The 12,670-nt window shown below is 70.5% G+C and carries 9 protein-coding genes; 5 read left to right on the plus strand and 4 right to left on the minus strand.

Annotated elements, in window-relative coordinates; translation table 11 throughout:
- Window positions 1–8: 8 nt before the first annotated feature.
- The gene (gene miaB, locus AB0B68_RS26435) at window positions 9–1,502 is read left to right on the plus strand and encodes a tRNA (N6-isopentenyl adenosine(37)-C2)-methylthiotransferase MiaB (RefSeq protein ID WP_357263429.1); all 1,494 of its coding nucleotides are present in this window, start codon (window positions 9–11) and stop codon (window positions 1,500–1,502) included.
- A 40-nt stretch (window positions 1,503–1,542) separates the two neighbouring features.
- Here miaB and AB0B68_RS26440 read toward each other — a convergent pair whose 3' ends face one another.
- From AB0B68_RS26440 to AB0B68_RS26450, 3 genes are all read right to left on the minus strand, one after another.
- On the minus strand, window positions 1,543–2,889 hold the full coding sequence (locus AB0B68_RS26440) for a cellulose binding domain-containing protein (RefSeq protein ID WP_357263431.1): 1,347 nt from the start codon (window positions 2,887–2,889) through the stop codon (window positions 1,543–1,545).
- A 306-nt stretch (window positions 2,890–3,195) separates the two neighbouring features.
- Window positions 3,196–4,779, minus strand: coding sequence for a cellulase family glycosylhydrolase (locus AB0B68_RS26445; RefSeq protein WP_357263505.1), 1,584 nt, complete (start codon window positions 4,777–4,779; stop codon window positions 3,196–3,198).
- Window positions 4,780–5,503: 724 nt separating this feature from the next.
- The gene (locus AB0B68_RS26450; RefSeq protein WP_355009914.1) at window positions 5,504–6,712 is read right to left on the minus strand and encodes a DUF349 domain-containing protein; all 1,209 of its coding nucleotides are present in this window, start codon (window positions 6,710–6,712) and stop codon (window positions 5,504–5,506) included.
- Between the two features lie 150 nt (window positions 6,713–6,862).
- Between AB0B68_RS26450 and AB0B68_RS26455 the strand changes: the two genes are divergently transcribed.
- The 3 genes from AB0B68_RS26455 to dapF are packed head-to-tail and all read left to right on the plus strand — an operon-like array spanning window position 6,863 to window position 9,382.
- Entirely contained in the window at window positions 6,863–7,630 is a 768-nt protein-coding gene (locus AB0B68_RS26455; protein ID WP_357263434.1) for a hypothetical protein, read from the plus strand.
- A gap of 5 nt (window positions 7,631–7,635) precedes the next feature.
- Window positions 7,636–8,538 (plus strand): tRNA (adenosine(37)-N6)-dimethylallyltransferase MiaA, encoded by a 903-nt coding sequence (gene miaA / locus AB0B68_RS26460; protein ID WP_357197133.1) that lies wholly within the window; start codon window positions 7,636–7,638, stop codon window positions 8,536–8,538.
- 7 nt (window positions 8,539–8,545) lie between these two features.
- Window positions 8,546–9,382 carry a diaminopimelate epimerase gene (dapF, locus tag AB0B68_RS26465; protein WP_357197062.1) on the plus strand — a complete coding sequence of 279 codons (837 nt, stop codon included), beginning with the start codon at window positions 8,546–8,548 and terminating at the stop codon, window positions 9,380–9,382.
- A 138-nt stretch (window positions 9,383–9,520) separates the two neighbouring features.
- Here the strand turns inward: dapF and AB0B68_RS26470 are convergent, their stop codons facing one another.
- On the minus strand, window positions 9,521–10,987 hold the full coding sequence (locus tag AB0B68_RS26470) for an NAD-dependent malic enzyme (protein WP_357197065.1): 1,467 nt from the start codon (window positions 10,985–10,987) through the stop codon (window positions 9,521–9,523).
- Window positions 10,988–11,170: 183 nt separating this feature from the next.
- Here AB0B68_RS26470 and hflX point away from each other — a divergent pair, with 183 nt between their 5' ends.
- Window positions 11,171–12,625, plus strand: coding sequence for a GTPase HflX (gene hflX / locus AB0B68_RS26475; RefSeq protein WP_357197068.1), 1,455 nt, complete (start codon window positions 11,171–11,173; stop codon window positions 12,623–12,625).
- The last annotated feature ends 45 nt before the right edge of the window (window positions 12,626–12,670 follow it).

Here is a 12,670-nt window from a genome sequence, read left to right on the forward strand (position 1 = left end):
CCAACAGGGTGGCTAGGACCTACAACGTCGTCACGTACGGCTGCCAGATGAACGTGCACGACTCCGAACGCATCTCCGGCCTGCTCGAGCAGGCGGGATACGAGCGTGCACCCGCTGGCGACGACACCCCGGACATCGTGGTCTTCAACACCTGCGCGGTGCGGGAGAACGCGGACAACCGGCTTTACGGCAACCTCGGTCGCCTGCGCCCGGTGAAGGACAAGCACCCCGGGATGCAGATCGCTGTCGGCGGCTGCCTCGCCCAGAAGGATCGGGGCGACATCGTCCGCAAGGCACCCTGGGTGGACGTCGTCTTCGGCACTCACAACATCGGCGCGCTGCCGGTGCTGTTGGAGCGGGCCCGGCACAACGCCGCCGCCGAGGTGGAGATCCTGGAGTCCCTCGACGTCTTCCCGTCCACGCTGCCCACCCGCCGCGAGTCCACGTACGCCGGCTGGGTGTCGATCTCGGTGGGGTGCAACAACACCTGCACGTTCTGCATCGTGCCGGCGCTGCGCGGCAAGGAGAAGGACCGGCGCCCCGGCGACATCCTCTCCGAGGTGCGCGCCCTTGTCGACGAGGGCGTGCTGGAGGTGACCCTGCTCGGGCAGAACGTCAACTCGTACGGCGTGGAGTTCGGCGACCGGTACGCGTTCGGCAAGCTGCTGCGGGCCTGCGGCGACATCGACGGGTTGGAGCGGGTGCGGTTCACCAGCCCGCACCCGAAGGATTTCACCGACGACGTGATCGCCGCGATGGCCGAGACGCCGAACGTCTGCCACTCGCTGCACATGCCGTTGCAGTCCGGCTCCGACGACGTGCTCCGGGCGATGCGCCGGTCCTACCGCTCCGAGCGCTACCTGGGGATCATCGAGAAGGTCCGCGCGGCGATGCCGGACGCGGCGATCACCACCGACATCATCGTCGGCTTCCCCGGTGAGACCGAGGCCGACTTCCAGCGCACCCTGGACGTGGTCCGGGAGGCCCGGTTCTCCTCGGCCTTCACCTTCCAGTACTCGAAGCGGCCCGGCACGCCCGCCGCGACGATGGACGACCAGCTACCCAAGCAGGTGGTGCAGGAACGCTACGAGCGGTTGATCGCATGCGTCGAGGAGATCACCTGGGCGGAGAACAAGCGCCTCGTCGGTGAGACCGTCGAGGTGCTGGTCGCGGTCGGCGAGGGCCGCAAGGACGAGCGGACTGGCCGGATGTCCGGTCGGGCCCGCGACGGTCGACTTGTGCACTTCGCGACCGAGACCGCCGACGGGAAGTCCCTCGCCGGTCAGATCCGGCCGGGCGACATCGTGCACACCACTGTCACGTACGCCGCACCGCACCACCTGAACGCCGACGGCGCGCCGGTGGCACACCGTCGCACCCGGGCCGGTGACGCGGCCGAGGCGGGGCGCTCCCCGCGTACCCCTGGGGTGTTGCTCGGTCTGCCGACGATCGGCGCACCGCCGGTCGTGGTTGCCCCCGCCGCTGGCTGCGCCACCCACTGACCGCCCGGAAGGGGCCCCTCGTCGAGGGGCCCCTTCGTGGTCAGACGGTGATCTTGCCGGCGCCGGCACCCGCCGTCACGATGGACTTGACGTTGCTCGCGGTGTCCAGCTGGTACGAGTACGGGATGCCAGCCACGCTGCCGCCGGTCTGGCCGGTGGGCGAGTTGACGAAGTGGTTGTTGCGGGCGACCAGGCTGCCGGGCCCCGAGTCCCCCTCGCCGAGGTGGTACGGGTCGTCGACGTTCTCGAAGTAGTTGCCCTCGACGAGCACGCCGGCGTTCTCGGTGGACGCCACGCCGTAGCCGCCGTTGGCCCGGTAGTAGTTGTTGTAGACGTGCACCGGGTTGCCGAAGCGCACCCGGGGGTTGCGCTGGTTGCTGCCGTCGAACCAGTTGTGGTGGTAGCTCACCCGCAGGTGACCGACGTCCTGGCTGGCGTTGTCGTCGCTGTGACCGAGCAGCATGGTCTTGTCGTGGCTGAAGACCCGGTTCCACGAGACGGTGACGAAGTCCGAGCCGCGCTTGATGTCGACGGCGCCGTCGTACCCGTTGCTGAAGCTGTTGTGGTCGATCCAGATGTTGGTGGCCGACTCCTGCACGTTTATCGCGTCGTCGTTCCAGTTGCGGAAGGTCAGGTTGCGAATGATCACGTTGCGGTCACCGTTGATGTTGAGCCCGCAACCGACGATCGTCGCCCCGTAGTTGCCGATGATGGTCTTGTTGGACCGGACCCGCAGCATCCCCGAGCAGGTGATCGTCCCGGTTACCCGGATGACAGCGGCGCCTGTGGCGTTCAGCGCGCTGGTCAGGCCCGAGGCGTTGCTGACGGTGGTCGTGGCGGCGTTGCCGCCACCCGTGGTGCCGCCGTTCTGGGTGGCCCAGCCGACCAGCGCCGACGGCTGCTGGCCGGGCGGGGGAGTGCTCGACGGTGGCGGGGTTGTCGGCGGTGGTGTGGTCGGTGTGGTGCTGCCGGTGCAGGCGACGTTGTTCAGGCTGAAGCTGCTCGGAGCCGGGTTGCTGGAGTTGTTCCAACTCGCGTTGAAGCCGAACGAGGCGCTGGCGTTCGTCGCCAGGTTGCCGTTGTAGTCGACGTTCGTCGCGGAGACCTGGCTGCCGCTCTGCGTGACTGTGGCGCCCCACGCCTGGCTGGTCTGCTGACCGGCCCCGTACGACCAGCGCAGCGTCCACCCGGAGACCGGGTCGCCGAGGTTGGTGACTGTGACGTTGCCGGTGAATCCGCCCGGCCACTGGCTGGCGACCGAGTAGGCCACCTGGCAGCCGGCGGCCGCCTGGGCCGACACGGAGGTCAAGAGCCCGGCGGTGACCAGGGTGGCGGTGGCTGCGGCAGTGGTGGCGATCAGCGTCATTCGACGCCGTCCTGTGCGCATGCTGCTTCCTTTCGGTGAGGCGGACGGAGGTGTCGCGACGCCCATGCCCGTGGGCGGCGAATCTCGGCCGGGACCAGTGGTCCTCGGGCCCGCCGGTGCAGGTTCGTGAAGGAGAGCGGCTCCCGCGCTCGCACCCACCAACGAAGAGGCAAGCGCTTTCCCGATAAGAACATAGAAGAATCTGAATGTAAATGGCCGGGACGGCCGATGCGCTGCGCACCGGCCGTCCCGGCAGCAATGCACCGGCCGCCCCGGCAAGCAGCACACCGGCCGTCCCGGCAGTGGCGCACCGGCCGTCCTGGTGGATCAGCAGGCGGTGCCGTTGAGTTTCACAGTGCCCGGCGCGCTCGCCGTGCCGTTGGCGGTGAAGCCCACCGTGATCGACCCGCCCGCCGGCAGGGACGGAGCGTGGCTCGGAGCCGCCGCGGTCACCGTCGTACCGGACTGCGTGACAGTGGCGTTCCAACCACTGCCCAACGTCACCCCGGACGGCCAACTCCAGGTGACCGACCACGGGTTCACCGCGCCCGAGCCGGTGTTCTTCACCGTCAACTCGCCCTGGAAGCCGCCCTGCCAGGCGTTGACCTGCCGGTAGGTGGCCGTGCAGGCGCCGGTCGGCGGGTCCGTCGGCCCGCCGGTCGGCGGCCCGCTGGTGCCGCCACCGGACGGCGCGATCAGGTACGGCTGGAGGATCGCCTGCTTGACGGTGTTGACATTGGTCCAGTCGTCCAACGCGATGCCGCCGGTGTCACCCGAGTTGGGGTTCCACGACCAGTAGGTGAAGGACATCCCGGTCACCCCGGTCCCGGTGTACGCCATCAACTTCTCCAGCCACACCTTGTCCTTCGGGTCGACCAGGGTGCTGCCGAACTCGCCCATCATGATCGGGGCGATGTTCTGCTTGTAGAGGTAACCGAAGTACTTGTCCCAGATGGCCGGCATGTTCGCCGGGTAGTCCGGGGCGTCGAACCAGGTCTGCCGGTACACCGAGGTGGCGTACTCGTGCGGCGAGTAGACCAACCGGTTCGCCACACTCAGCCGGACCGGGAACTGACCCGCCTTCGACAGGTTGCCACCCCACCAACCGCAGTCCTCGTCGTTGCTGGTGTCGCCGTCCCAGACGTTGGAGAGGCCACCACTCGGGCAGCTCACACCCTCCACGAAGATCAACCAGTTGGGCTGGACACCGAGGACGGCGTTCCCGGCCCGCTCGGCGGCGAGCCGCCAGTCCCGGGTCGTATCGCCACAGCCCCAGCACGCGCCGGTGGCCGCCGGGTTGGTGCCCTCCGCGTGCGGCTCGTTGTGCAGGTCGGCGCCGATCACCGTCGGGTTGCCCGCGTACCGCTGAGCGAGCATCTTCCAGTCGTTGATCCAGGTCGCCTCGGAAACAGTCGACGTGTACCAGAGCGGCGACTGCCCGGCCGCCGTCGGCCGGTGCCGGTCCAGGATGATCCGCATGCCCTTGCTGCCGGCGTAGTCGATCACCTTGTCCAGGATCTGCAACGGCGACAGCCCGATCAGGTCCGGGTTGACGAAGTCGTTGATCCCACTGGCGGTCGCACCCGGCTTCAGCGCGTCGTTCGAGTACGGCACCCGCAACGTGTTGTAACCCAACCGGGCCATCGTGTCGAGCTGCCCCCGCCACGGGTTGTTCGACCACAGCCCGTGGAAGGTCTTGTTGTCGGTCTCCATGCCGAACCAGTTGATGCCGGTCAACCGGACCGTCGCACCTGTGCTGTCCACGATCTGGTTGCCGCTGGTATGCAGATAGCCCGTACCGGTGCCGGCGGCGACGGCCGGGCTGGTGCTGACAGCGGTGGCGAGGAAGACGCCAGCCGCGACGGTGACGAGCGCGGTGAGCGCGCCGCCGAGAGCCTTCGGACGGAACAATTCAAGCTCCACTTCGGAGATCCGACGCCGTCCAGAAACGACGCCGGCGGGCGGCCGTCCGCACGTCACGCTCCCTCAGGGGTACGCGGACAGCACGCGACGGACCATGTCACGCGGACGTGGTCACTCGCGGAAGCTCACCGGCGACCCTCGACGGCGGATGCTCCGCCTTCGTCGCCCTCGTGCCGGTGGCCCTACCTGGCTCCGTCGCTCATTCTGATCAGCCCGCGTCAATGCGTCAACCTGCCCATCGGCACCGGCCTGCCCCGCCCGTCCCGCCGCGCCGCGCCGCCCCGCCCGCGCCCCGGAGGCGTGGCGTGGCACTGCCCGCGCCGAGCGTCCGCCACAACGCACTCCCCAGCGCATGATCGTGCTCCAACAGGGATGTAGTGGTCTCCCGGCGCTAGGTGGCCACTACATCCTGGATCGAGCATGACCTTGACGGGCGCGGATGCCCCAAACCCCGCTCCCGGCTTCCCAGGACCCTGTTGGTCGTCAAGATCCGCGCACCATCAGGGATGTTGCTGTCTCCCGCCTGCCCGAGGCAGCAACATCCGGGAAATTGCGCGGATCTTGACGCGGTAGCGGCGACGCGGGCCCGGGTGTTCGGAGCGCGGAGCGCGGGGCGCGGGGGATGCGGGCCCGTGTGGGCGCGGATGCCGGAGGCCGGACACGCGGGAGCCCCCGGTCCCGTTAAGGGCCGGGGGCTCCGGACGTCGTCAGCTCAGCCGGCCTGCTCGGCGAGTTGGAGGAACTGCCGCTTGGAGGCGAGGGCCTGCTCGGCCTCCTTGATCCGGCGTGCGTCCCCGGCGCTCTGCGCCCGGGCCAGCCGGTCCTCGGCCTCCGCAACCTGCGCCCGCATCTGGGCGAGCAGCGGGTTGTCCTCCTTGGTGGTGCGGCGCCACGCCGAGTCCATCACGTCACGGACCTTGTCGTCGATGACGCGCAGTCGACGCTCCAGCCCGGCGGCCGCCTCGCGGGGCACCCGGCCGGCCTCGTGCCACTGGGCCTGGATCTCCCGCAGCTTGGCCTGGGCGCCCTTCGGGTCGGCGTCGATGTCCAACGCCTCGGCCTCGGCGAGTAGGGCCTGCTTGCGCTCCAGGTTGCCGCGCTGCTCGTTGTCCCGGGCGGAGAAGACCTCGCTACGCCGGCTGAAGAAGGCGTCCTGCGCACCCCGGAACCGTTCCCAGAGCTTCTGCTCGGCCTCCTTGGAGGCGCGCGGGGCGGCCTTCCACTGGGTCATCAGATCCTTGAGCTGGTTGGCGGTGGCGGCCCAGTCGGTGGAGTCCGCGAGCTTCTCCGCTTCGGCGACCAACTCTTCCTTGGCGGTCTGGGCCTGCTTGCGCTGCGAGTCGAGGGAGGCGAAGTGGGCGCCCCGGCGGCGGGTGAAGCCGTCCCGAGCGGCGGCGAACCGCTTCCACAGCTCGCCGTCGGCCTTCTTGTCGACCCCGCGGATGGTCTTCCACTCGTCGAGGATCTCCTTGAGCCGGTCGCCGGCGGTCTTCCACCCGGTGGATTCGGCGGCCAGCTTTTCGGCTTCCTCGACCAGCGCGGTCTTGCGGGCCAGGGCTTCACCTCGAGCGGCGTCCCGGGCGGCGCGCGCTTCGCCGGCCTTCTCCTCGGCGAGGGTCGCCAGCTTGTCCAGGCGGGTGGCCAATGCGTCGATGTCGCCGACCACGTTTGCCTCGGGCAGCGTGGTCCGGATCCGCCGGATCGTGCTCAGCGAGTGCCCGGCGTCCGCCGCACCCGACTTGAGTCGCGCCTCGGTCAGGTCCACCTCGGTCACCAGGTCGGCGAAGCGTCGTGCGAAGTGTGCCAGGCCCTCCTCCGGTGCTCCCGCCTGCCAGGATCCGACCACCCGCTCTCCCTCGGTGGTCTTGACGTACACGGTGCCGTCCGCGTCCACCCGTCCGAAGGCAGTCCAGTCGCTCATGTGCCCATCCTCGTTCTCCCGGCGTCGAGGGATCGATCCCCCGTCGCCGCCACGGCGCAGCCAAGTTGCTTCCGGCATTGTCACAGGTCCGACCCGGTCCGCGTCGAGCGCCTATCGCCGACCGTGACCATACGGTGTCCTAGGGGCCGAATGACCGGATCGGCGCGGAGACGCACCGGGGATTCCCGCTACGGTGGACGGGTGCCACTGGTCGCCGCCGCCGTCTGCCCGCATCCGCCCCTGCTCGTGCCCGAGGTGGCCGGCTCCGCAGCCCCGGAGTTGGACGATCTGCGGGCGGCCTGTGACACCGCCGTACGCCGGCTGTTGACCACCGATCCGGACATTGTGGTCCTGGTGGGCACCGGCCCGGTGACCGGCCCGATCCGCACCCCGGCGACCGGTTCCCTTCAGCCGTGGGGTGTCGACCTGGACGTGCCGTTGGTGCCGGGCCAACCGGACCGGGGCGCGGTGCTGCCGTTGAGCCTGACCATCGGCGCGTGGTTGCTGGCCCGGCACGAAACCCGACCGCCGGTGACGGCCGTGCAGGTGGCCGCCGACGCCGGCCCGGCCGAGCTGGCCGTGCTCGCCGACGAGGTCGGTGCCGCCGGTGACCGGGTGGCGTCGCTGGTGCTCGGGGACGGGTCGGCCTGCCGCGGGGAGAAAGCACCCGGGTACGACGACGCGCGTGCCCTCCCGTACGACCAGAGGGTTGCCGAAGCGCTGGCCGACGCGGACCTGGACGCCCTGCTCGACCTCGACCCGGTGGTGTCGACGGAGCTGAAGGCCGCCGGTCGCGCCCCCTGGCAGGTGCTCGCGGGCGCGGCCCGCGCTGCCGGTGGTGGGTGGCGCGGCGAGTTGCTGCACGACTCCGCTCCCTACGGGGTTGCGTACTTCGTGGCGTCCTGGGAGCGGGCGTGACAGGCATGGTGGTCGCTGTGGTCGGCCCGACCGCGGCCGGCAAGTCCGCGCTGAGCATCGCGTTGGCGCATGCCCTGGACGGGGAGGTGGTCAACGCCGACTCGATGCAGCTCTACCGGGGCATGGACATCGGCACGGCGAAGCTGACCCTCGCCGAGCGGGACGGGGTGCCGCATCACCTGCTGGATGTCTGGGAGGTCACCGAGGCGGCGAGCGTCGCGGAGTACCAGCGGTTGGCCCGCGCGGCGGTGGACGACATCCTGTCGCGGGGGCGGGTGCCGCTGCTGGTCGGTGGCTCCGGGCTGTACGTGCGGGCGGTGCTGGAGCGCTTCGAGTTCCCCGGCACGGACGCGGCGCTGCGGGAGCGGCTGGAACGGGAGTTGGCCGAGGTCGGCCCGGCCCCTCTGTACGCGCGGCTGCGCGCCGCCGACCCGGTCGCCGCCGAGAGCATCCTGCCGGCCAACGGCCGGCGGATCGTCCGGGCCCTGGAGGTGATCGAGCTGACCGGCGCGCCGTTCGCCGCCTCGTTGCCACAGCCCACGCCGTACTACCCGTCGGTGCAGCTCGGCGTCGACCTGGACACCGGTCTGCTGGACGAGCGGATCGCGCTGCGGGTGGACCGGATGTGGGCCGACGGCCTGGTGCCGGAGACCCGTGAGCTGGTCGGGCGCGGGCTGCCCGAGGGGCGGACGGCGAGTCGGGCGCTCGGCTACCAGCAGGTGCTGCGCCTGCTCGCCGGTGAGCTGACCGAGGCGCAGGCGCACGACGAGACGGTCCGGGCGACCCGGCGGTTCGTCCGTCGGCAGCGGTCCTGGTTCCGCCGCGACCCGCGGATCCACTGGCTGGACTCGGCGACCCCGGACCTGATCGGGGCCGCCCTGCGTCTGGTGCCGGCCGCTGCGCGATGATGGGGGCGTGGAGTTCACCAAGGGCCACGGCACCGGCAACGACTTCGTCCTCCTTCCCGACCCGGACGGTCAGCTCGACCTGACCCCGGAGCTGGTCGCGGCGCTCTGCGACAGGCGTCGGGGCATCGGCGCGGACGGCGTCCTGCGGGTGGTCCGCGCGGCCAAGCATCCGGACGGCGCGGGTCTGGCCGGCGAGGCCGAGTGGTTCATGGACTACTGGAACGCCGACGGCTCGTTCGCCGAGATGTGCGGCAACGGCGCTCGGGTCTTCGTGCGCTACCTGCTCGACAGCGGGTTGGCCACGCCCGCCGGCGCGGCGTTGCCGGTGGCAACCCGGGCCGGCGTCGTGCGCGCGCTGGTCGAGGGCGACGCCGTGTCCGTCGAGATGCGTCGACCCCAGGTGTACGACAGTTCTGCCGCCACACTCGGCGGGCTGACCCTGACCGGTGCGGTGGTGGACGTCGGCAACCCGCACCTGGTCTGCGTCCTGCCGGCCGGCGTGGAGCTGTCGGCGCTGGACCTGACCGTCGCGCCCGGGTTCGACCCGGCGGTCTTCCCGAGCGGGGTGAACGTCGAGTTCATCGTGGCGGGCGACCCGGTCGACGGCACCGACGAGCACAGCCTGATGCGGGTGTACGAGCGCGGCAGCGCCGAGACCCTGTCCTGCGGCACCGGCGCCTGCGCGGTGGGCGCGGTGGCACTGCGCGACGCCGGCCGCGACACCGGAGTGGTCGCCGTCGACGTGCCCGGCGGTCGTCTGACGGTGACCGTCACCGAGACCTCATGCTGGCTCTCCGGCCCCGCCGTCCTGGTGGCGAGCGGCGAGGTAACCCTCCCCGCCTGACCACCCCCGGGTTCGCCCCTCGGGTTCGCCCCGTCGATCATGAAGTTATTGCCACCCTGCTCGGCGTGTCGGGGCAATAACTTCATGATCAACGGACGGTTCGGGGCCGGGCGCGGGCAGGGCCGGGCGGGGTTGGGGTTACGGGGTGGCGCTGGCGGTCGCGGCGATTTCGGGGAGGTCGGCGGGGCCGGGGTCGGCGGCCGGGAGCGGGCTGGGGTTGTGCGCGGCGGCGCGGACGGCGGCGGCGACCGCCGGGGCGACCCGGGAGTCGAACACGCTCGGCACGATCACCGTCGGGTTGATCTTGTCTTCGCCGACCACGTCCGCGATGGCCCGGGCGGCCGCGATGGCCATCTCCTCGGTGAACTCCTCGGCGTGCGCGTCCAGCATGCCGCGGAACACCCCGGGGAACGCGAGCACGTTGTTGATCTGGTTCGGCTGGTCCGAACGGCCGGTGGCGACCACCGCGGCGTGCTTACGCGCCTCCCGCGGGTCGACCTCCGGGTCGGGGTTGGCCAGCGCGAAGACGATCGAGTTCTTCGCCATCTGCGCGATGTCGTCGCCGGTGAGCAGGTTCGGCGCGCTGACCCCGATGAACACGTCGGCGCCCCGGATCGCTCCGGGCAGGTCGCCGGAGTAGTTCTCCTTGTTGGTGTTCTCCGCCAGCCACTGCCACGCCGAGTTGAGCCCGGTCAGCCCGCGGTGCAGGGCGCCCTCCCGGTCGTACGCGATGATGTCGCCGACGCCCTGGCGCAGTAGCAGCTTCATGATCGCGGTGCCGGCCGCGCCGGCTCCGGAGACGACCACCCGGACGTCCGCGAGCTGCTTGCCCACCACCCGCAGCGCGTTGGTGAGCGCGGCCAGCACGCAGATCGCGGTGCCGTGCTGATCGTCGTGGAAGACCGGAATGTCCAGCGCCTCGCGCAGCCGGGCCTCGATCTCGAAGCAGCGCGGCGCGGCGATGTCCTCCAGGTTGATGCCGCCGTAGGCCGGAGCGATCGCCTTGACGATCTGCACGATCTCGTCGGTGTCCTGGGTGTCCAGCACCACCGGCCAGGCGTCCACCCCGCCGAAGCGCTTGAACAGCGCGGCCTTGCCCTCCATCACCGGCAGCGACGCGGCCGGGCCGAGGTTGCCCAGGCCGAGCACCGCCGAGCCGTCGCTGACCACAGCGACGGTGTTGCGCTTGATGGTCAGTCGCCGGGCGTCGGCCGGGTTCTCGGCGATCGCCATGCAGACCCGGGCAACCCCGGGGGTGTACGCGCGGGACAGCTCGTCGCGGTTGCGCAGCGCGACCTTCGAGGTCACCTCGATCTTGCCGCCCAGGTGCAGCAGGAACGTCCGGTCCGACACCTTGCGCACGTCCACGCCGTCCAGCGCGGTCAGCGCGTCGACCACCTGGTCGGCGTGGCCGGCGTCGGCGGTGTCGCAGGTCAGGTCGACGATCACGTTGGTCGGGTCCGAGTCCACCACGTCCAGCGCCGTGACGATCGCCCCGGCCTCGCCGACGGAGGTGGTGAGCCGGCCGATCGAGGAGGCGTCCGCGGTCACGGCGATCCGGATGGTGATCGAAAATCCGGCGCTGGGCAGTCGGGTGATGGCCACGGGATCCCTCCGTAACGGCTGTGCGGCCGTTCGGCCGCCGCCCGCATTTCTACCGGGTTGTCGCGGCCGACCAGCATTCGCCCCCACTTTTGGCGACCTTCACCATGGGCATATAGCAGGTGCGTTCGGCGTTGTGTCATGTCAGGATTACGTTCTACTTATCAAAACGGACAGGAGAACCGCTTGCGAGACCAGGAGAGCTTTGTCCCCGTCGAGGACGAGCTCGACGACGTCACCACCGGCGAGATGGATCTGTCGGAGCGGCAGTCCCTCCGACGCGTCCCGGGCCTGTCAACCGAGCTCACCGACGTCACCGAGGTGGAATACCGCCAGCTGCGGCTGGAGCGGGTCGTCCTGGTGGGCGTCTGGACCGAAGGCACTGTCACCGACGCGGAAAACTCGCTGACCGAGCTCGCCGCGCTGGCCGAAACCGCCGGTTCGCAGGTGCTCGAAGGGCTCATCCAACGTCGTACCCGACCTGACCCGGCCACGTACATCGGCCGTGGCAAGGTCGACGATCTTGGCGCGGTGGTGCTCTCCACCGGCGCCGACACTGTCATCTGTGACGGTGAGCTGTCCCCGTCGCAGCTGCGCAACCTGGAGCAGCGCACCAAGGTAAAGGTCGTCGACCGCACCGCGCTGATCCTCGACATCTTCGCCCAGCACGCCAAGAGCAAGGAAGGTAAGGCGCAGGTCGAGCTGGCCCAGCTCGAATACCTGCTGCCCCGACTGCGCGGTTGGGGTGAGACGCTCTCCCGGCAGACCGGTGGTTCCGGCCGGGGTGGCGGCGCCGGCGGCGGTGTGGGTGTCCGTGGTCCCGGTGAGACCAAGCTGGAGACCGACCGGCGGCGCATCCGGCACCGCATCTCCCGGCTGCGTCGCGAGATCAAGAGCATGAAGACGGTACGCGTGACGAAGCGTTCCCGCCGTTCCCGCAACTCCGTCCCCGCGGTGGCCATCGCCGGCTACACCAACGCCGGCAAGTCCAGCCTGCTCAACCGCCTGACCGGCGCGGGCGTGCTGGTGGAGAACGCGCTGTTCGCCACGCTGGACCCGACGACCCGCAAGGCCACCACCTCGGACGGGCGGCTCTACACCCTCTCCGACACCGTCGGCTTCGTCCGACACCTCCCGCACCAGATCGTCGAGGCGTTCCGCTCGACGCTGGAGGAGGTCGCGCAGGCGGATCTGGTGGTGCACGTCGTGGACGGCACCCACCCGGATCCGGAGGAGCAGGTCCGGGCGGTCCACACGGTGCTTGCCGAGGTCAGCGCGGACCGGCTCCCCGAGCTGTTGGTGGTCAACAAGACCGACGCCGCTGACGAGGACACTCTGCTGCGGCTCAAGCGGCTCTGGCCAGACGCGATCTTCGTGTCCGCGCACTCCGGGCGGGGCATGGACGAGCTGCGCGCGGCGATCGAGGAGCGGCTGCCGAGTCCGGCCGTCGAGGTCCGGGCCGTGCTGCCGTACGACCGGGGCGACCTGGTGGCTCGGGCGCACCGTACGGGTGAGGTGCTCAGCACGTCGCACCTGCCGGAGGGCACTCTGCTGCACGTCCGGGTCGGCGCGGAGCTGGCGGCGGAGCTGACGGCCTTCGACGTGGAACGGCAGGGGCAGGCGGCCGGCAGCCGATCCTGAGCGGCCACGGCGTCATCCCCCGGAAACGCGCGGCATGCGACACTG

The organism is Micromonospora sp. NPDC049049, from assembly GCF_040649115.1.
In the GTDB taxonomy this organism is placed as follows: Bacteria; Actinomycetota; Actinomycetes; order Mycobacteriales; family Micromonosporaceae; genus Micromonospora.